This window comes from Modestobacter marinus, from assembly GCF_011758655.1.
In the GTDB taxonomy this organism is placed as follows: Bacteria; Actinomycetota; Actinomycetes; order Mycobacteriales; family Geodermatophilaceae; genus Modestobacter; species Modestobacter marinus.
Genome location: NZ_JAAMPA010000001.1, coordinates 707,515 through 726,744 on the forward strand (window position 1 = coordinate 707,515; position 19,230 = coordinate 726,744).

The 19,230-nt window shown below is 73.3% G+C and carries 15 protein-coding genes and 1 tRNA gene; 11 read left to right on the top strand and 5 right to left on the bottom strand.

Translation table 11 applies throughout. From position 1 onward, the window contains the following. Together FB380_RS03390 and sp36 are read right to left on the bottom strand one after the other, a co-directional pair. Nucleotides 1-468, bottom strand: coding sequence for a RidA family protein (locus FB380_RS03390; RefSeq protein WP_166753844.1), 468 nt, complete (start codon nucleotides 466-468; stop codon nucleotides 1-3). A 7-nt stretch (nucleotides 469-475) separates the two neighbouring features. Continuing rightward, the gene (sp36, locus tag FB380_RS03395) at nucleotides 476-649 is read right to left on the bottom strand and encodes a Sp36 family protein (RefSeq protein WP_166753845.1); all 174 of its coding nucleotides are present in this window, start codon (nucleotides 647-649) and stop codon (nucleotides 476-478) included. Nucleotides 650-761: 112 nt separating this feature from the next. On the opposite strand from sp36, the gene bagA reads away from it, so the two are divergent. The 4 genes from bagA to FB380_RS03415 all read left to right on the top strand — a co-directional run bounded on the left by bagA (nucleotide 762) and on the right by FB380_RS03415 (nucleotide 6,634). Continuing rightward, nucleotides 762-1,733, top strand: a complete 972-nt coding sequence (bagA, locus tag FB380_RS03400) for an ATPase BagA (protein ID WP_166753846.1) — start codon at nucleotides 762-764, stop codon at nucleotides 1,731-1,733. Further along, a complete protein-coding gene (gene bagB / locus FB380_RS03405; RefSeq protein ID WP_166753847.1) occupies nucleotides 1,730-2,953 on the top strand; it encodes an ATPase BagB in 1,224 nt (407 codons plus the stop codon). The genes bagA and bagB overlap by 4 nt, the downstream gene beginning before the upstream one ends. Nucleotides 2,954-3,097: 144 nt before the next feature. Further along, entirely contained in the window at nucleotides 3,098-4,213 is a 1,116-nt protein-coding gene (locus FB380_RS03410) for a fatty acid desaturase (RefSeq protein ID WP_166753848.1), read from the top strand. Between the two features lie 123 nt (nucleotides 4,214-4,336). Beyond that, nucleotides 4,337-6,634 carry a transglycosylase domain-containing protein gene (locus tag FB380_RS03415; protein ID WP_166753849.1) on the top strand — a complete coding sequence of 766 codons (2,298 nt, stop codon included), beginning with the start codon at nucleotides 4,337-4,339 and terminating at the stop codon, nucleotides 6,632-6,634. A gap of 189 nt (nucleotides 6,635-6,823) precedes the next feature. Here FB380_RS03415 and FB380_RS03420 read toward each other — a convergent pair whose 3' ends face one another. Beyond that, nucleotides 6,824-7,276: a GatB/YqeY domain-containing protein gene (locus FB380_RS03420; RefSeq protein ID WP_166753850.1), complete on the bottom strand. Its 453-nt coding sequence runs from the start codon at nucleotides 7,274-7,276 to the stop codon at nucleotides 6,824-6,826. A gap of 66 nt (nucleotides 7,277-7,342) precedes the next feature. Between FB380_RS03420 and FB380_RS03425 the strand changes: the two genes are divergently transcribed. The 5 genes from FB380_RS03425 to FB380_RS03445 all read left to right on the top strand — a co-directional run bounded on the left by FB380_RS03425 (nucleotide 7,343) and on the right by FB380_RS03445 (nucleotide 12,810). Continuing rightward, entirely contained in the window at nucleotides 7,343-8,257 is a 915-nt protein-coding gene (locus FB380_RS03425; protein ID WP_166753851.1) for a metallophosphoesterase, read from the top strand. Nucleotides 8,258-8,353: 96 nt separating this feature from the next. Further along, nucleotides 8,354-8,430: transfer RNA gene (locus FB380_RS03430), tRNA-Pro, on the top strand. Nucleotides 8,431-8,535: 105 nt separating this feature from the next. Next, the gene (locus FB380_RS03435; RefSeq protein WP_166753852.1) at nucleotides 8,536-9,912 is read left to right on the top strand and encodes a hemolysin family protein; all 1,377 of its coding nucleotides are present in this window, start codon (nucleotides 8,536-8,538) and stop codon (nucleotides 9,910-9,912) included. Then, complete coding sequence (locus tag FB380_RS03440; RefSeq protein ID WP_166753853.1) at nucleotides 9,909-11,000, top strand: hemolysin family protein; 1,092 nt, start codon at nucleotides 9,909-9,911, stop codon at nucleotides 10,998-11,000. The genes FB380_RS03435 and FB380_RS03440 overlap by 4 nt, the downstream gene beginning before the upstream one ends. A 4-nt stretch (nucleotides 11,001-11,004) precedes the next feature. Continuing rightward, nucleotides 11,005-12,810, top strand: a complete 1,806-nt coding sequence (locus FB380_RS03445) for a S9 family peptidase (RefSeq protein WP_166753854.1) — start codon at nucleotides 11,005-11,007, stop codon at nucleotides 12,808-12,810. Between the two features lie 496 nt (nucleotides 12,811-13,306). Here FB380_RS03445 and FB380_RS03450 read toward each other — a convergent pair whose 3' ends face one another. Both FB380_RS03450 and FB380_RS03455 read right to left on the bottom strand, forming a co-directional pair. Further along, complete coding sequence (locus FB380_RS03450; RefSeq protein ID WP_166753855.1) at nucleotides 13,307-14,338, bottom strand: aspartate-semialdehyde dehydrogenase; 1,032 nt, start codon at nucleotides 14,336-14,338, stop codon at nucleotides 13,307-13,309. Further along, nucleotides 14,335-15,600: an aspartate kinase gene (locus FB380_RS03455; RefSeq protein WP_166753856.1), complete on the bottom strand. Its 1,266-nt coding sequence runs from the start codon at nucleotides 15,598-15,600 to the stop codon at nucleotides 14,335-14,337. The genes FB380_RS03450 and FB380_RS03455 overlap by 4 nt, the downstream gene beginning before the upstream one ends. A 1,056-nt stretch (nucleotides 15,601-16,656) precedes the next feature. Here FB380_RS03455 and FB380_RS25255 point away from each other — a divergent pair. Both FB380_RS25255 and leuA read left to right on the top strand, forming a co-directional pair. Continuing rightward, nucleotides 16,657-17,289 (top strand): helix-turn-helix domain-containing protein, encoded by a 633-nt coding sequence (locus tag FB380_RS25255; protein ID WP_166753857.1) that lies wholly within the window; start codon nucleotides 16,657-16,659, stop codon nucleotides 17,287-17,289. Between the two features lie 156 nt (nucleotides 17,290-17,445). Further along, nucleotides 17,446-19,185, top strand: coding sequence for a 2-isopropylmalate synthase (gene leuA, locus FB380_RS03465; protein WP_166753858.1), 1,740 nt, complete (start codon nucleotides 17,446-17,448; stop codon nucleotides 19,183-19,185). Nucleotides 19,186-19,230 lie beyond the last annotated feature (45 nt).

A 19,230-nucleotide genomic window follows, 5' to 3' on the forward strand; every position in this document is an offset into this window, starting at 1 on the left:
TCATCTCAGTTCGACGGTGAGCTCGACCTCGACGGGGGCGTTCATCGGGAGCTCGGCGACGCCGACGGCGCTGCGGGCGTGCTGGCCGGCCTCGCCGAAGACGCGGCCGAGGAACTCGCTGGCGCCGTTGACGACCCGCGGCTGGCCGGAGAACCCCTCCGCGCTGGCCACGTAGCCGACGACCCGCACGACCCGGGCCACGGAGTCCAGGCCGACGAGGTCGTCGATCGCGGCCAGCCCGTTCAGCGCGCACACCTTCGCGTCGGCTGCGGCGTCCTCGATGTCCACGGCGCCGCCGACCTTGCCGGTGCGGCGGAGCCCGCCGTCGACGAACGGCAGCTGGCCGGAGGTGAAGACCAGCTGGCCGGTGCGGATGGCCGGCACGTAGGCGGCGACCGGGGCGGCCACCGGGGGCAGCCGGACGCCGAGCTCGGCGAGCCGCGCGTGCCAGGAGACGGGGGCGGTCATCGGTGCCTCAGCTGTTCGGGCGCTTGAGGTAGGCCACCAGCTGGTCGCCACCGCCCGGTCCGGGGACGACGGTCACCAGCTCCCAGCCGTCGACGCCCCAGGAGTCCAGGATCGCCTTGGTGTTGTGGGTCAGCAGCGGGATGGTGGCGTACTCCCAGGTACGACGGGCCTGATCACTCATGCCGCGACGCTAGCGCAGCCGGGACGCGCCGGAGTGCGTCACCGCTCGTAGGCTGGTGCGGGTGAGCCCAGAGCCCGTGCACCGGGAACCGTCGCGCGCAGGATCGGTGCCCGTGCGGTGCCACGTCGTCACCGGCAAGGGAGGCACCGGGAAGACGACCGTCGCCGCGGCCCTCGCCCTCTCGCTGGCCGCCGACGGCGGCCACGTGCTGCTGGTGGAGACCGAGGGACGGCAGGGCATCGCCCAGCTCTTCGACACCCCGCCGCTGCCCTACGAGGAGCGGCGGGTCGCCGTCGCCCGGGGTGGCGGGGAGGTGAAGGCGCTGGCGATCGACGTCGAGGCGGCCTTCCTCGAGTACCTGGACATGTTCTACAACCTGAAGCGGGCCGGCCGGGCGCTGCGCAAGATGGGCGCGATCGACTTCGCCACCGCCATCGCGCCCGGGCTCCGCGACGTGCTGCTCACCGGCAAGATCAAGGAGGCGGTGACCCGGCGGGAGAACGGCCGCCCGGTCTACGACGCCGTCGTCGTCGACGCACCGCCGACCGGCCGGATCACCCGGTTCCTGAACGTGACCAACGAGGTGTCGGGGCTGGCCCGGTCGGGCCCGATCCGGGCGCAGAGCGACGGGGTGATGGCGGTGTTCCGCTCGCCGCAGACGGCGGTGCACGTGGTGACGCTGCTGGAGGACATGCCGGTCCAGGAGACCGCGGACGCGATCGCCGAGCTGACCGCGGCCCGGCTGCCGGTCGGGTCGGTGATCGTCAACATGGCGACGGAACCGCTCCTGCCGGCGTCCAGCATCGCCCGCACCGCCGAGGGCCGGCTGACCGGCGCCGACCTGCAGCCCGCGCTCACCGCGGCCCAGCTGGCCGGGATCGACGGGCTGGCGGACGGGCTGGTGGCCGAGGCGGTCGAGCACGCCCGCCGGTGGATCTCCCAGGACGCACTGCGCGGGGACGTCGAGGCGCTGGGCCGCCCGCTGGTGGAGCTGCCGCTGTCGTCGTCCCCGATCGACCTGGGCTGCCTGTTCGAGCTGGCCGACCGGCTGGACGGGCACCTGCGCACCGAGGTCGCGGCGTGACCGCCGCCCAGCCGCCACGGCGGCCCACCCCGGCACCGCCGCTGGACCTGGCGGCCCTGGTCAGCGACCGGGAGACGCGGATCATCGTCTGCTGCGGTTCCGGCGGTGTCGGCAAGACGACCACCTCGGCGGCGCTCGCGCTGGCCGCGGCCGAGGCGGGGCGGGAGGTCGTCGTCCTGACCATCGACCCGGCCCGCCGGCTGGCCCAGTCGCTGGGCCTGGTCGAGCTGGACAACGAACCGCGGCTGGTCGAGACGCCCGGTGCCCCGGGTGAGCTGCACGCGATGATGCTGGACATGAAGCGGACGTTCGACGACGTCGTCGCCGCGCACTCGACGCCCGAGCGGGCGCAGGTGATCTTCGACAACCCCTTCTACCAGGCGCTCTCCTCCTCCTTCGCCGGCACGCAGGAGTACATGGCGATGGAGAAGCTCGGGCAGCTGCGGGCCAGCGACCGCTGGGACCTGGTCATCGTCGACACCCCGCCGTCCCGGTCGGCGCTGGACTTCCTGGACGCCCCGAACCGGATGAGCCGGTTCCTCGACGGCACGATGATCCGGCTGCTGACCGCCCCCGCGCGGGCCGGCGGCCGGGCCGGGGTGCGGTTCGTGGGGGCCGGCTTCCTGCTGTTCAGCCGGATCATCAGCAAGATCCTCGGCGGCCAGCTGCTCAACGACATCTCCGCCTTCGTCTCCGCGCTGGACACCATGTTCGGGGGCTTCCGGGAGCGCGCCAACGCGACCTACGAGCTGCTCCGCCAGCCCGGGACGTCGTTCGTCGTCGTCGCCGCCCCCGAGCCGGACGCGCTGCGGGAGGCCTCGTACTTCGTCGACCGGCTCTCCACCGAGGGCATGCCGCTGGCCGGGCTGGTGCTCAACCGCACCCACCCGCCGGCCACCACGGCCCTGTCGGCCACCCGCGCCGAGGGCGCCGCCGAGGCGGTCGCGGAGGCCGGGGGCCCGGGCTCGAAGCTGGCCGCGGGGGCGCTGCGGGTGCACGCCGAGCGGATGACGGTCGCCACCCGCGAGCAGCGGCTGGCCGACCGGTTCACCAGCGCCCACCCGGAGGTGCCGGTCCGGACGGTGCCAGCCGCCGCCGGGGACGTGCACGACCTGGACGGGCTGCGGGTGATGGGCGAGGCGCTGCTCGCCGAGGAGGGCGACACCGGGACCGGGACGCCGCGCAGCCGGGTGCTGCCGATCCGCCCCCAGGCCGGCTGACCCCGCCCCTCCCGCGGGGCGGGAGGGGCAGGAGAGACGGCCGGGTCACCCGTTCGTGCGCACGTCATCCCCGGGCCTGGTCGCGGTCGTCACGCTCCGTTAGCGTCCGCCCGACCGTTCCGTCGGAGGGATGACACACCAGGCATGAGCACCGCACCCGAGCTCGACCGCACCACCGCGACGACGTCGCCGGAGCCGGCCGGCCTCTTCGGCACCGGCACCGCCGTCCCCGCCGCCGACCTCCCCGTCGAGATCCCGGTCGACACCGCCGGGCTCTCCCCCGACGACAAGGCCCGCACCCGGGTCATCACCAGCGCCATCCGTCGCCGGTCGCAGGAGCTTCGGCGCGAGCACCCGGTGCTGCGGCACCAGGACGCCCTCGGGCTGACCGCCTTCGCCGTCGCCGTCCTCGGCTTCACCGGCAGCGGTGCGCTGTACCTGACCGGGGTGCTGCCCTGGTACGTGACCCTGCTGCTGTCGGCGGCCTTCGCCGCCGTCGGGCACGAGGTGGAGCACGACCTGATCCACGCGCTCTACTTCCGCCGCCGCAAGGCCGTGCGGTACGCGCTGCTCTTCGGCGTCTGGGCGATCCGCCCCTACACGATCAACCCCGTCTACCGGATCCGGCTGCACCTGCGGCACCACGCGTACTCGGGCCTGCCCGACGACATCGAGGAGGTGTCGATCACCAACGGCAAGCCGTGGGGCGCCGTCCGGCTCTACAGCCTGCTCGACCCGTACGTGCCGGCGCTGATCCGGATCGTCACCACCAGGCCGAAGGACGCCGAGGACGCGCTCTGGCGGCGGACCATCCTCAAGGCCAGCCTCGGCCTGACGCCGGTGGCGATCACCATCTGGTACGCGTTCCTCGGCCTGCACCTGGCCAGCTGGCTGGGCGCCGAGGTGCCCGCGACCTGGCTGCACGCGCTGACCGTGCTGACCGTGGTGTGGGTCGGCCCCAACGTCTGGCGGGGCTTCTGCCTGCACTTCATCAGCAGCAACATGCACTACCAGGGGGACGTCGAGCAGGGCAACGTCCTACAGCAGACCCAGGTCTTCAACCGCTGGTACCTGGTCCCCTTCCAGGTCTTCTGCCTGAACTTCGGCAGCACCCACCCGATCCACCACTTCTACGTGGCCGACCCGTTCTACGTCCGGCAGCTCATGGAGCGGGACATCCACCCGGTCCTGGCCGCCAACGGCGTGCGGTTCAACGACATGGGCACGTTCAAGCGGGCGAACCGCTACCAGACCTCCTGACGGCCGCGCGGAGCGGCCTGCCGACGTCCTCGGCAGGCCGCTCCGCGCGTCGTCCTCAGGTGCTCCGCGAGTTGCGTCCGAGGCAGGGGACGCAGGCCCGCCGGACAGGTACCTTGGCCTGCGATGTCCGACTCTGCGCGTTCTCCGCTCGGTGCCCTGGTCAAGCTGGCCGCCACGATCGTCGTGGCCGGCGCCCTGGTCGCTGCCATGTTGCTGCCCTGGGTCGGGGGGACCGGGCTCGCCGCCCGGAACTCCGCCAGCCTGCTCGACGCCCTCCCGGTCGAGCTCACCGACGAGACGCCGAACGGCAACGCCACCATGGTGGCCGCCGACGGGCAGCCGATCACGCAGTTCTACGACAACAACCGCACGCCGGTGACGCACGACCAGATCTCCGACGTGATGAAGCAGGCGATCGTCGACATCGAGGACTCGCGCTTCTACCAGCACAACGGGCTGGACGTGGAGGGCACGGCCCGCGCGCTGGCGAAGAACGTCGCCGCCGGGGCCGTCCTCGAGGGCGGGTCCACGCTCACCCAGCAGCTGGTCAAGCAGACCCTGCTGCAGACCGCGGACAACGCGGAGGAGCGGGCTGCCGCCGAGGAGGAGTCGGTCGGCCGCAAGCTCAAGGAGGCCCGCCTCGCCCTCGCGCTGGAGGAGGAGTACTCCAAGGACGAGATCCTCACCCGCTACCTGAACATCGCCTACTTCGGCCAGGGCGCCTACGGCATCCAGGCGGCCGCGCAGAAGTACTTCAGCGTGAACGCCATCGACCTGACGCTGCCGCAGGCATCGGTGCTCGCCGGGCTGGTGCAGAGCCCCAAGTTCGACCCGATCTCCTACCCGGCGGAGGCGACCGAGCGGCGCAACCAGGTGCTGAACCGGATGCACCAGCTCGGGCACATCACCGACCAGGAGCTGGCCGACACCACGGCCGCGCCGATCCCGCTGGCCCCCGGCGGCAACGCCCCGAACGGGTGCATCGACGCCGCGATCGGCGGCTTCTTCTGCGACTACGTCATGAGCTACCTGACCCAGGCCCTCGGGCTCAGCATGGACGACATCAAGGACAACGGCTGGACGATCCAGACCACCCTGCGTCCGGACATGCAGGTCGCCGGCGACCAGGCCGTGCTCGCGACCCAGGGCATGGGCGACCCGATCGTCGGGGTCTACGACGCGATCGAGCCCGGCACCGGGCACGTGATGGCGATGAGCGTGAACCGGCGGTTCGGCTGCGGCGACCCGGCCGCGGGCTGCGAGTCGGTCAACTTCGCCACCATCCCCACCAAGGGCTCCGGGTCGACGTTCAAGACCTTCGTCGCCGCGGCCGCCCTGGAGCAGGGGCTGCCGGCCAGTCACACGATCACCACCAGCGAGCCCTACCGGAGCCGCGTCTACCAGGGCTTCAACACCGATACGGCGGAGTACGAGCCCTACGAGGTCGAGAACGTCGGGAACAACTACCCGAACACGCTGACCATGACGCAGGCGCTCTACATGTCCTCCAACACCTACTTCCTGGCGCTGGAGGACGCGCTGGGCCGCATCGAGCCGGCCGTCCGGATGGCCGAGCGGCTGGGCATGAACTTCGACTACTCGGTGACCCAGACGCCGGCGCAGAAGATCATCGACGAGAACCGGCCCTCCTTCGCCTTCGGCACCGACGGGGTCAGCCCGCTCGACCTGGCCAACGCCTACGCGACGATCGCGGCCAGCGGGGTGAAGTGCGCGCCGAAGCCGGTCCTGCAGATCGTCGACCGCAACGGCGAGCCGGTCACCGACGACGAGGGCCAGCCCGTGGTCCCCGGGGACCAGTGCGAGCAGGTGGTCGAGCCCGGCCTCGCCAACACCCTGGCCCAGATGCTGCGCAAGGACGTCGAGCCGGGCAACCCGATGCAGACCGGCGCACGCGCCTACGTCCCCGGCCACCAGATCGCCGGCAAGACCGGCACGGTGAACAACAACGACTCGGTGACCTTCGTCGGGTTCACCCCGGAGTACGCCGCCAGCGTCATGGTGTTCCGCCCGACCGGCATCGACAGCGTCGGCGGCTACGGCGGCGGGCGCCCGGCGACCATCTGGCACGACGCGATGCTGCCGATCCTCTCGGGGCAGCCCACCGCCGCCTTCCCGGCGGCCGACCCGAAGTACGCCGGGAGCGGGGTGGACGCACCGCCCACGAGCGCCCGGCCCTCGTCCTCGTCCTCGTCCTCGAACGACGGCGACGACCGCGAGTCGCGGCGCTGGAACCGGTCGTCGAGCCGGGACACCAGCCCGGCGAGCTCGCCGGCCCCGGCCCCCGCGCCGGTCGTCGAGCCGGCACCGTCGACCGCCGCGGCGCCGACCACCGAGGCGGCTCCCCCGGCCGACCCGGCGGCTCCGCAGCCCGACCTGAACGGGGACGGGCAGCCGGGCTGACCGGACGAACGGCAGAGGGGCCGGGCCTGCGGGCCCGGCCCCTCTGCCGTTCCGGGGCGCTGCCCGCGCCCTGCCTCACCGCTCACCCGGACTGCCAGGCCCCTCCGCTCAGCCGAGCTGGCCCGGTCTCCTCGCTCAGCCGAGCTGGCCCGGTCTCCTCGCTCAGCCGAGCTGGGCCTGCCCCTTCGCTCAGCCGAGCTGTCGGCGCACCTCGGCGGCCACCCGGCCGCCCTCGGCCCGACCGGCCACCCGGCCCTGCACGGCGCCCATGACCTTGCCCATGTCCTTCATGCCGGCCGCACCGGTCGTGGTGATCACGTCGGCGACGAGCGCGGTCAGGTCGGCGTCCTCGAGCTGGGCGGGCAGGTAGGTGGCCAGCACCCCCTCCTCGGCCTTCTCCCGCTCGGCCTGGTCGGCGCGGCCGGCGCCGCCGAATGCCTCGGCGGCCTCACGGCGCTTCTTCGCCTCCCGGCGCAGCACCGTCTGCACCTCCTCGTCGCTCAGCTCGCGGGCCTCCTTGCCAGAGACCTCCTCGGCGGTCACGGCGGCGAGCACCATGCGCAGCGTCGCGGTGCGCAGCTCGTCGCGGCCCTCCATGGCGGTGGTCAGGTCGGCGCGCAGTCGGTCCTTCAGCTCAGGCACGGTGCAGAGCCTGCCACCTCCGCCCGGGCCGGGACGACACAGTTCCCCTCCCCCTAGGCTCAGGGGATGCGCGCGACCACCGCCGTCCCTGCCGCCCTGCTGGCCACCGGCGCCGCGACCGTCGCCTACGCGGGCCTCGTCGAGCGCACCCACTGGACGCTGCGGCGCTTCGACGTCCCGGTGCTGCCACCGGGCTCACGGCCGCTCCGCGTCCTGCAGCTGTCGGACCTGCACATGACCGCCGGCCAGCACAGCAAGCAGGCCTGGGTCGCCGGGCTCGCCGCCCTGCACCCGGACGTCGTCATCACCACCGGGGACAACCTGGCCGGCATGGACGCCGTCCCCGCGACGCTGCGGGCGCTGGAGCCGCTGATGGAGCTCCCCGGCGCGTTCGTGCTGGCGAGCAACGACTACTTCGCGCCCCGGCCGAAGAACCCGTTGAAGTACTTCAAGACCGAGCACAAGCGGGTGCACGGTGACGAGCTCCCGTGGCGGGAGCTCCGCGACGGGATGACCGCCCGGGGCTGGCTGGACCTCACCAACCACACCGGGACGCTGACCGTGCGCGGGGTGCGGATCGCGCTGGCCGGCGTCGACGACCCGCACCTGAAGCTGGACCGCTACGACGACGTCGCCGGCCCGGCGGACCCCACCGCCGACGTGCGGATCGGGCTGGTGCACTCCCCCGAGCCGCGGGTGCTCGACCGGTTCACCGCCGACGGGTACGACCTGCTGCTGTGCGGGCACACGCACGGCGGGCAGCTGCGGGTGCCGTTCTACGGGGCCCTGGTCACCAACTGCGGCATCGACCGCGAGCACGTGCGCTGGCTGCACCGGTGGGCGGAGCCCTCCGCCGCCGCCCCGAACGGCACCTGGCTGCACGTCTCGGCCGGGCTGGGCACCAGTCCGTACGCGCCGGTGCGGTTCGCCTGCCCGCCAGAGGCCACCCTGCTGACCCTGGTCGCCCGGACCGCCGGCTGAAGGCCCCGCCCAGCCGCCCTCGACAGGGTCTCCACCCACTCACGGTGGGCCCCTACGAGGAGCCCGTGGGCGTCGAGTACAGTTCTCGACGCACCTCGGGGTGTGGCGCAGCTTGGTAGCGCGCGTCGTTCGGGACGACGAGGCCGCAGGTTCAAATCCTGTCACCCCGACCATCCACTCAGGGACCGCCGACCCGGCGGTCCCTGAGTGCGTTCCAGGGGTCCACGTCACTCACGCGCACGGTTTCCGCCGGGGCCGGCGAGGGCACCTGCCCCACGGTGACCGAATGGCTGCTCCTGCTGGCGGCCGTGGTGCTGACCGCGCTCACCGGGTTCTTCGTCGCGGCCGAGTTCTCCCTCACCACGGTGGACCGAGGCAAGGCCCAGGAGGCGGCAGCGGCCGGGGACACCGGCGCGGCCGGCGTCGTGACGGCCCTGCGGGGCCTGTCCACCCAGCTGTCCGCCGCGCAACTGGGCATCACGCTGACCACCCTGGTCGTGGGCTTCCTCGCCGAGCCCGCACTGGGCGGCCTGCTCGAGCCGGTGCTGGAGGCGATCGGCCTCCCGGAGAACGCCACGAGCCCGATCGCCATCGCGCTGGCCATCTTCCTGGCCACGTTCCTGCAGATGATCATCGGCGAGCTGGGGCCCAAGAACCTGGCGATCGCCCGGCCGCTGCCCACCGCCTCGCTGGTCGCGCCCGGCATGCGGCTGTTCACCACGGTCGCCGGGCCGGTCGTGCGCTCCCTGCAGCGGCTGGCCAACGCGATCGTGCGCCGGCTGGGATTCGAGCCCCGCGAGGAGCTCGACGACACCCGTGACGCGCAGGGTCTGGCCGCGGTCGCCCGCCGTTCGGCCGAGGAGGGCGACCTCTCCCCCGTCGCCGCCCGGCTGCTGGCCCGCTCCCTGGGTCTCCGCGAGAAGTTCGCCACCGACGTGATGACGCCGCGCACCCGGCTGTGGACGCTGAGCTCGACGGCGACCGCGGCCGACGTCATCGACGCCGCCATCCGGTCGGGCAACTCCCGCTTCCCGGTCTACGGTGCCGACCTCGACGAGGTGACCGGCGTGGTGCACGTCAAGCACGCGGTCTCCGTCCCCGACGAGGAGCGGCTCGAGCGCACGGCGGGCGAGCTGGCCGAGCCGGTGCTCGCCGTCCCCTCCTCCCTGCACCTGGACCCGCTGCTGGACCTGCTGCGCGAGCAGGGGCTCCAGCTGGCCCTGGTCGTCGACGAGTGGGGTGCCACCCACGGCATCGTGACGCTGGAGGACATCGTGGAGGAGCTGGTCGGCGAGATCACCGACGAGACCGACCGGCCCCTGCGCCAGCTGCGCCGCGACGCCGACGACTGGGTGCTCTCCGGCCTGCTGCGCCCGGACGAGCTGCGGGAGCGCACGGGGGTCTCGGTGCCCGAGGGCCGGTACGAGACGGTCGCCGGGTTCGTCGTGGAGCGGCTGGCCCGCCTGCCGGAGCGGGGTGAGTCGGTGGAGATCGAGGGCTGGCGGCTCACCGTCGACGAGATCGAGGGACGGCGCGTCTCGCGGCTGCGGGCCACGCCCGTCCCGGCCGAGGACGACGAGGCACCGCCCGACGACACGACCCGACCGGCCGGCGCCACCGCCGTCCACCCCGTACGAGAGGCGGCCCAGGCATGAGCGACGGGTTGGCGCTCTTCGTCCTGGTCCTCCTGCTGCTGGGCAACGCGTTCTTCGTCGCCGCCGAGTTCGCGCTCGTCTCCGCCCGGGCCGACCAGATCGAGCCGCGCGCGGAGGCCGGTTCGGCGCGCGCCCAGAAGACGCTGGTCGCGATGCGCAACGTCAGCCAGATGATGGCCGGCGCGCAGCTGGGGATCACGCTGTGCTCCCTGGGGCTCGGCGCGATCGGCGAGCCCGCGGTCGCGCACCTGATCGAGGTCCCGCTGGAGGCCGTCGGGGCGCCGGAGGCGCTGCTGCACCCGATCGCCCTGGTGATCGCCCTCTCGCTGGTCACCGTGCTGCACATGGTGCTGGGCGAGATGGTGCCGAAGAACATCACCATCGCCGGTCCCGACCGGGCCGCGATCGCCCTGGGCCCCCCGCTGGCCGTGGTGGTGCGGGTGCTGAAGCCGTTCATCTGGTTCTTCAACACCGTCGCCAACGGCTTCGTGCGGCTGTTCGGGGTCACGCCGACCGACGAGGTCTCGGCCAGCTTCGACCACGACGAGATCCAGTCGATGATCACCCAGTCGCGGCGGGAGGGGCTGCTGGGCAGCGAGGTCAGCGACCTCGCCGCCGGCGCCCTCACCTTCGAGCAGCACGACGTCAGCTCGGTCCTGCTGCCGCCGGACTCCCTGGTCACCGTGCCGCGGGACTCCACGCCCCGGCAGCTGGAGGGGGTCGTCGCCGAGTACGGCTACAGCCGCTACCCGATGCGCGACGACAGCGGCGCACTGGTCGGCTACGTCCACGTCAAGGACGTGCTGGGCAGCGGCCCGACGTACCGGGACCAGCCCGTGCCCGCCCAGGCGGTGATCGACTTCGTCGCGCTGACCCCGGCGGAGCCGCTGCCGGAGGTGCTGCGGGAGATGCGCCGCTCCGGCGCGCACCTGGGGCTGGTGCGGGACGGTGACCGGGTGCTCGGCCTGGTGGCGTTGGAGGACGTGCTGGAGCAGCTCATCGGCGACGTCCGCGACGCCGGGGTCGAGCGGCCGGCCGCCGGCCGGCCGCCCGCCGCGGAGGTCGGCGCCGGCGCAGGGGGAAGATGACCCGGTGACCGCCGAGCCCTCGTCGAAGCCGCCCGCACCCGCCCTCCCCGAGGAGGTCACCGCGCGCTGGCAGGCCCGGTTCCGCGCCCCCCGGGTCAGCCTGCCCGACTGGGCCGAGGACGCCCCGCAGCGCAGCCTGTACGCCTCCGACGCCAGCGGCGTCATGGAGCAGTACGCCTGGGACCGGGACACGGACGCGCACCGCCAGGTGACCGACCGGCCCAACGGCACCCTGGCCGCGACGCTGACCCCCGACGGCGAGACGATCTGGTGGTTCGCCGACACCGACGGCGACGAGTTCGGCGTCTGGATGACCCAGCCCTTCGCCGGCGGGCCGGACGCCGTGGCCCTGCCGGAGGTGGGCCCGGCCTACCCCGCCGGGCTGGAGCTCGGGCACACGGTCACCGCCGTGGGCCGCTCCACCGACGACGGCAGCGAGCTGTGGGTCGCCCCCGCCGGCGGCACGCCGACGGTCTTCTACTCCTCGCCGGACACCGCAGGGGTGGACGCGCTCTCCCGCGACGACTCGCTGCTGGTCTTCTCGCACTCCGAGCACGGCGACCCGCGCTACCCGGCGCTGCGCGTGCTGCGCACCGCCGACCTCTCCCTCGTCGCCGACAAGTGGGACGGCGAGGGCCGCGGACTGCACGCGCTGAGCTTCTCCCCCTCCGCCGGCGACCAGCGGCTGCTGGTGGGTCACGAGCGTCGCGGCCGCGAGGAGCTGCTGATCTGGGACATCGCCACCGATACCGAGACCGAGCTGGTCCTCGACCTGCCCGGCGACGTCACCGCCGGCTGGTACCCGGACGGCTCGGCGCTGCTGGTCGGGCACGACCACGCCGCGCGCAGCGAGCTGTACCGCTACGACCTGACCTCCGGGTCGCTGGAGCAGCTGGACACCCCCCGTGGCGTCGTCCGTGGTGCGACCGCCCGACCCGACGGCACCGTGGAGCTGGCCTGGTCGTCGGCCGAGCTGCCGCCGGTCATCCGCCGGGCCGATGGCCCGGTGGTGCTGGCCGCGCCCGGTGAGACGCCGCCGGCCGCCTACCCGGTCGAGGACCGCTGGGTGCCGGGCCCCGGTGGGGACGTGCACGCCCTGCTCGTCCGGCCCGCCGGGGAAGGCCCGTTCGCGACCGCCTTCCTGGTGCACGGTGGCCCGGAGTCCCAGGACGACGACTCCTACCGCGCCCGCCGGGCGGCCTACGTCGACGCCGGCTACGCGGTGGTGCACGTGAACTACCGGGGCTCCACCGGCTACGGCAGCGAGTGGCGCGACGCGCTCACCGGGCGACCGGGGCTGACCGAGCTGGAGGACGTCGGCGCCGTCTACGACGCCCTGGTCGCCGAGGGCGTGGTCGACCCGAACCGGACGATCCTCACCGGCGGCTCGTGGGGCGGCTTCCTCACGCTGCTCGGCCTGGGCACCCAGCCCGAGCGCTGGTCGGCCGGGATCGCCGAGGTACCGGTCGCGGACTACCTGGCTGCCTACGAGGACGAGATGGAGGGGCTCCGGGCCTACGACCGCGCGCTCTTCGGCGGCTCACCGGAGGAGGTGCGCGACGTCTACGTGCGCTTCTCGCCGATCACCTACGTCGACGCGGTCGCCGCTCCGGTGCTCGTCGTCGCCGGCGCGAACGACCCGCGCTGCCCCATCCGCCAGATCGACAACTACCTGGCCGCGCTGACCGAGCGCGGCAAGGACCACGAGGTCTACCGCTTCGACGCCGGCCACGGCTCCCTGGTGATCGAGGAGACGATCCGGCAGGTGGAGGTGGCGCTCTCCTTCGCGCTGCGCCACGTGGCGCCCTAGCGGCCCCTGCGCCGGCCGGCCACGCGGGGACGCGGCGGGGTGAGCAGCGCCTGGCGGGCGCTCTCCCCGCCGCCGCGTGACCGCGCGCCGGTACCGCCCCCGGCTGCCCCTCGGGTCGCCGGGGGCGTAGGCGTACCAGCCGAACTCCGCACCGGGCGGGTCGGGCGCCTCGTCGTCGGCGGCCATCCGGGCGTGGAGGAGTTCCAGGACCCGTTCGGCGAGCGGGTCGTCGGTCAGCACGACCGGCAACTCCGCCGGGTCCCGCCCCTCCGCGGCCAGCGCGTCGGTCAGCCACTCGTACCAGCGCGGTCCGAACGCGTGGACGGCGGCGTCGCTGAGCAGGGCGTGGGCGGCGTCGACCGGCACACCGTCGGCCAGCGCGAGCTCCACCTCGATCATCCCGCGCAGCGTGTAGAGGTCCGCCCCGGGCCGCGGCTGCCCCTCGGGCACGGGCAGCTCGGACGTCACCGCGCCATCCTGCCCGAGGAGACCGACCTCAGCGGGAGGCGGCGATGAGCTCCGCGATCTGGACGGTGTTGAGGGCGGCGCCCTTGCGCAGGTTGTCGTTGCTGATGAACAGCGCGAGTCCGCGGTCGCCGTCCTGGCGGATCCGGCCGACGTAGCTGGGGTCGGTGCCGGCGGCCTGCAGCGGGGTCGGGACGTCGGAGAGCTGGACGCCGGGTGCGCCGGCCAGGAGCTCGGTCGCCCGCGCCACGGACAGCGGCTCGGCGAACTCGACGTTCAGCGACAGCGAGTGCCCGGTGAAGACCGGCACCCGCACGCAGGTGCCGGAGACCCGCAGCTCGGGGATGCCGAGGATCTTGCGGCTCTCGTTGCGGAGCTTCTGCTCCTCGTCGGTCTCGAAGCTGCCGTCGTCCACGATCGAGCCGGCCATCGGCAGCACGTTGAACGCGATGGGGGCGACGTACACGGCGGGCGCGGGGAAGGCCACGGCCGACCCGTCGTAGGCCAGCTCGTCGGCCTTCTCCACGGTGCCGAGCGCCTGCCCGTGCAGCTCGCGGACGCCGGCCACACCGGAGCCGGAGACCGCCTGGTACGTGCTGGCCACGATGCGGGTCAGCCCGGCCTCGTCGTGCAGCGGCTTGAGCACCGGCATCGCGGCCATCGTGGTGCAGTTCGGGTTGGCGATGATCCGGCCCTCGGCGGCCAGCGCGATGTCACCGGGGTTGACCTCGCTGCAGACCAGCGGGATCGCCGGGTCGCGGCGGAACGCGGAGCTGTTGTCGATGACGGTGACCCCGGCGGCGGCGAACCGCGGCGCCTGCGCGCGTGAGGTGGTGGCACCGGCGGAGAAGAGCGCGACGTCCAGCCCGGTGGGGTCGGCGGTGGCGGCGTCCTCGACGACGACCTGCCCGTCTCCCCAGGGCAGGGTGCTGCCGGCGGAGCGGGCGGAGGCGAAGAACCGGATCGAGGCCAGCGGGAAGTCCCGCTCGGCCAGGATCGAGCGCATGGCCACGCCGACCTGACCGGTCGCGCCGACGATCCCCAGGTGCAGCGGGCGGCTCATCGTCCGGTCCCTCCGTAGACCACTGCCTCGGCCGCGTCGGAGCCGAGGTCGAAGGCGTCGTGCACGGCGCGGACGGCGAGGTCCACGTCGGTGTCCCGGCAGACCACGGAGATGCGGATCTCCGAGGTGCTGATCAGCTCCAGGTTCACCCCGGCGTCGGCGAGCGCGCCGAAGAACTTGGCCGAGACCCCCGGGTGCGAACGCATGCCGGCGCCCACCAGGGAGACCTTGCCGATGTGCTGGTCGAAGCTGACGCCGGTGTAGCCGACCGTGTGCTTGACCCGCTCCAGGGCGGCGATGGCCGTGGGGCCGTCGCTGACCGGCAGGGTGAAGGAGATGTCGGTCAGCTTCGCCTCGGTGGAGACGTTCTGCACGATCATGTCGATGTTGACCTCGGCGTCGGCGAGCACGCGGAAGATCTGTGCTGCCTCACCCGGCCGGTCGGGCACCCCGGAGACGGTGATCTTGCCCTCGCTCCGGTCGTGCGCGACGCCGGTGATGATCGCCTGTTCCACGGTGAGGTCCTCCATCGAGCCGGCCACGATCGTGCCGGGGAGCTGTGAGTAGGAGCTGCGGACGTGCACCGGGATGCCGTACCGGCGGGCGTACTCGACGCAGCGGAGCATGAGCACCTTCGCCCCGGAGGCGGCCAGCTCGAGCATCTCCTCGTAGGTGATGGTCTCCAGCCGCTTGGCGTTCGGGACGATCCGCGGGTCGGCGGTGAAGACGCCGTCGACGTCGGTGTAGATCTCGCAGACGTCGGCGCGCAGGGCCGCCGCGACGGCCACGGCGGTGGTGTCCGAGCCGCCGCGTCCGAGGGTGGTGACGTCCTTGGTGTCCTGGCTGACGCCCTGGAAGCCGGCGACGATGACGATCGAGCCGTCGTCGAGGGCGTCCCGCAGGCGCCCCGGCGTGACGTCGATGATCCGCGCCTTGCCGTGGCTGGAGGTGGTGATCACCCCGGCCTGCGAGCCGGTGAACGACCGGGCCTCGTACCCGTGGGTGGAGATCGCGATGGCCAGCAGGGCCATGGAGATGCGCTCACCGGCGGTCAGCAGCATGTCGAGCTCGCGACCCGGTGGGTCAGCAGTGATCTGACTGGCCTGGTCGAGGAGCTCGTCGGTCGTGTCACCCATGGCGGAGACGACGACGACCACGTCGTCACCGTTCTTCTTCGCCTCGACGATGCGCTCGGCCACGCGCTTGACGCGCTCGGCGTTCGCGACGGAGGAGCCGCCGTACTTCTGTACCACCAAGGCCACGGGCTCAGGCTACCGGCGGGACATGGCCGACCCACGCCCGCACGGCAGGTCGTCGGCGGCTCGTGGGCGGGACCTGCAAGCCGTGCGCCGGTTGCCCCCGTCCGCCGGACGAGACCGCCTCCGGAGGGGTCCGGCGCCGCAGGTCCTCCGCCGAGACGGCCCCGGGCAAGCGGCAGATCCCGATCCGCGCAGGCCTGCGACTCGCGGCGCGCTCCCGCGCAGCACGTTGGCGCCCACGGCGGGTCCGGACCGCACGGCAGGTCTGGACCGCACGGCAGGTCCGCGGCGGGCCACTGCAGATTTGAAGGACCCCGGCGGGCCCGAAGCCCACGGCAGGGCCGAAGCCCACGGCAGGGCCGAAGCCCACGGCAGGGCCGAAGCCCACGGCAGGCGAAGCCCACGGCAGGGCCGAAGCCCACGGCAGGGCCGAAGCCCACGGCAGGGCCGAAGCCCACGGCAGGGCCGAAGCCCACGGCAGGGCCGAAGCCCACGGCAGGGCCGAAGCCCACGGCAGGGCCGAAGCCCACGGCAGGGCCGAAGCCCACGGCAGGGCCGAAGCCCAACGGCAGGTCCGAATGCCCCCGGCAGGTCCAAGCGGCAGGTGCGATGCGGCAGGTCCCCTGCGCCACAGGCAGTCCCTGGCCAGTAGTGCTCTGGTGCAGCAGTGCAGCCAGAGCACTACTGCTCTGAACCCTTCTAACGCCACTCGCTCGGGAAGGGTCTGTCCACAGTTCTCGAGCGGGTGGTGTCAGCGGGCGGATGGGTCGCCACGCTCGGTCCGTGCCTGAGCCAGAGCCCTTGCCGGAGCCAGTACCGGTGCGAGTGCCGGAGTCGGAGCCCGTGCCGGAGCCCCTGCCGGAGCCAATACCGGTGCGAGTGCCGGAGTCGGAGCCTGTGCCGGAACCCTTGCCGGTGCGAGTGCCGGAGTCGGAGCCCGTGCCGGAGCCCCTGCCGGAGCCAGAACCGGTGCGAGTGCCGGAGTCGGGGCGGGGGCGGGAGTTGGAGCAGGTGAATGAACCTGCGGCTGCGGCTGCGCGGAGTGGCGGGGGCGTCGACGTGGCGGGGCTCCTGCGCCGGGTGCGGCGGCTGGCCGACATGTCGCAGCGGGAGCTGGCCGCGGCAGCCGGCGTGTCCCGGGATCGGCTCGGGCGGGCGGAGACCGGCCGCGGCGACCTGGGGGTCGGCGAGCTCAGCCGCATCGTCTCGCTCGCCCGGCTCCGACTGGTCTTGCTGGACGCGCAGGGGGCCGAGGTGACACCGATGTCCCCGGCCACCGTCCGGGATCGCGGCGGCCGTCACTTCCCCGCCCACCTGGACACCCGACACGGCGACGAAGGCTGGTGGTACGGCCCCCACCGGTACACCCGCGGCCAGCCCGACTTCACCTTCGACCGGGACCGTCGCACCCGCGACTCCTGGCGCAGGCAGCAGGGCACGGCCGACGACCACCACCAGCAGCGCCCCGGCGACTCCGTGGCCGAACGCGCCGCCGCACGGCGATGGGCGGCCCTCCGGCGTGAACAGGAACGACGGGAGGCCGTGTGGCGCGTGAGGCTCGCCGCCGGCGACCTGGGCGACCCCGACTGGGGCACCGGCTGCACCTGCCCGCCCGGCTGCGAGTACGCGGAGGGTTCCAACGAGCACCTCGGGCACGCACCGGCCTGCGCCTGCGGCTGCGACGTCGCCTGACCCGCTGCTACGGTTGCCCCGTGCGCGGCAGCCTCCTGCTTATCAGCCGCGGCGAGGCCCTCTCCTAGGTCGGCCCCCTCGCCGCGGTGATCGCGCGTCCCCGGGCGCCAGCTGACCGCATCCCGGAGCTGTCCGCAGCCCGCCAGAGGAGCCCCCGTGAACGAGAACCACCCGCACGCCCGCAACCCCCAGCGCCCCTCGCCGATGCCGATCGGCAAGTACGCGCCCTTCGCGCCCGTCCCGCTGCCCGATCGCACCTGGCCGGAGACGACCACGACGGCCGCCCCGCGCTGGTGCGCCGTCGACCTGCGCGACGGCAACCAGGCCCTGATCGACCCGATGACCCCCGAGCGCAAGCGGCGCATGTTCGAGCTGCTGGTGCGGATGGGCTACAAGGAGATCGAGGTCGGCTTCCCGGCGGCCAGCCAGACCGACTTCGACTTCATCCGCGAGCTGGTCGAGGAGGACCTGGTCCCCGACGACGTGACCGTCCAGGTGCTGACCCAGGCCCGGGACGAGCTGATCGAGCGGACCTTCGAGTCGCTGCGCGGCGCCAAGCAGGCGATCGTGCACCTCTACAACTCCACCTCCACGCTGCAGCGCCGGGTCGTCTTCGGCCAGGACCGCGCGGGCATCACCGACATCGCCGTCCACGGCGCGCAGCTGGTGCGCAAGCTGGCCGAGCAGGCCGGGGACACCGAGATCCGGTTCCAGTACTCCCCCGAGTCGTTCACCGGCACCGAGCTCGACTTCGCCGTCGAGGTCTGCAACGCCGTCACCGACGTCTGGGAGCCGACCCCGGACCGGCCGACCCTCCTCAACCTGCCGGCGACCGTGGAGATGGCCGAGCCGACCGTCTACGCCGACCAGATCGAGTGGATGCACCGCAACCTGGGCCGCCGCGACTCCGTCGTGCTGAGCCTGCACCCGCACAACGACCGGGGCACCGCGGTGGCCGCCGCCGAGCTGGGCCACCGCGCGGGCGCGGACCGGATCGAGGGCTGCCTCTTCGGCAACGGCGAGCGCACCGGCAACGTCGACCTGGTGACCCTCGGCCTGAACCTGTTCAGCCAGGGCATCGACCCGCAGATCGACTTCTCCGACATCGACGAGATCCGGCGCACCGTCGAGTTCTGCAACCAGCTGGGCGTGCACGAGCGGCACCCGTACGGCGGCGACCTCGTCTACACCGCCTTCTCCGGCTCCCACCAGGACGCGATCAACAAGGGCTTCGCCGTCATGAAGGCCGACGCCGAGGCAGCCGGCACGAGCGTCGACGGCATCCCGTGGGCGGTCCCCTACCTGCCGATCGACCCCAAGGACGTCGGCCGCAGCTACGAGGCCGTGATCCGGGTGAACAGCCAGTCCGGCAAGGGCGGCGTCGCCTACATCATGAAGACCGAGAACCACCTCGACCTGCCGCGCCGACTGCAGATCGAGTTCAGCGCCGTCGTCCAGCGGCACACCGAGGACGAGGGCGGCGAGGTGACCGCCGAGCAGATGTGGACGGCGTTCTCCAGCGAGTACCTGCCCGACGCCGACGCCCCGTGGGGCCGCTTCGCGCTCAGCGGGCACGAGCACACCGCGTCCGGCACCGGTCCCGACGAGCTCACCGCCCAGCTCACCGACGCCGGCGTGCCCACCACGGTCCACGGCCGCGGCAACGGCCCGATCGCCGCGTTCGTGGACGCGCTGGCCAGCGTGGACGTCGACGTCCGGGTGCTCGACTACGCCGAGCACGCGCTCTCCTCCGGCGGCGACGCGCGGGCGGCCGCCTACGTCGAGTGCGCGGTCGGCGAGCGGGTGCTGTGGGGCGTGGGGATCGACGCCAACATCGTCACCGCGTCGCTGCGCGCGGTCGTCTCCGCGGTGAACCGGGCCCAGCGGCAGGTGTAGTCCACCCTGCCCGTCCGGGTGCGGTGTCCACCGCACCCGGACGGG

What these genes read in the sequence shown, in the direction of transcription:
- FB380_RS03440 (WP_166753853.1), top strand. Translation starts at nt 9,909, where the DNA reads ATGAGCGACGGGTTGGCGCTCTTCGTCCTGGTCCTCCTGCTGCTGGGC.
- FB380_RS03425 (WP_166753851.1), top strand. Translation starts at nt 7,343, where the DNA reads ATGCGCGCGACCACCGCCGTCCCTGCCGCCCTGCTGGCCACCGGCGCC.
- FB380_RS03390 (WP_166753844.1), bottom strand. Translation starts at nt 468, where the DNA reads ATGACCGCCCCCGTCTCCTGGCACGCGCGGCTCGCCGAGCTCGGCGTC.
- FB380_RS03410 (WP_166753848.1), top strand. Translation starts at nt 3,098, where the DNA reads ATGAGCACCGCACCCGAGCTCGACCGCACCACCGCGACGACGTCGCCG.
- sp36 (WP_166753845.1), bottom strand. Translation starts at nt 649, where the DNA reads ATGAGTGATCAGGCCCGTCGTACCTGGGAGTACGCCACCATCCCGCTG.
- FB380_RS03450 (WP_166753855.1), bottom strand. Translation starts at nt 14,338, where the DNA reads ATGAGCCGCCCGCTGCACCTGGGGATCGTCGGCGCGACCGGTCAGGTC.
- FB380_RS03415 (WP_166753849.1), top strand. Translation starts at nt 4,337, where the DNA reads ATGTCCGACTCTGCGCGTTCTCCGCTCGGTGCCCTGGTCAAGCTGGCC.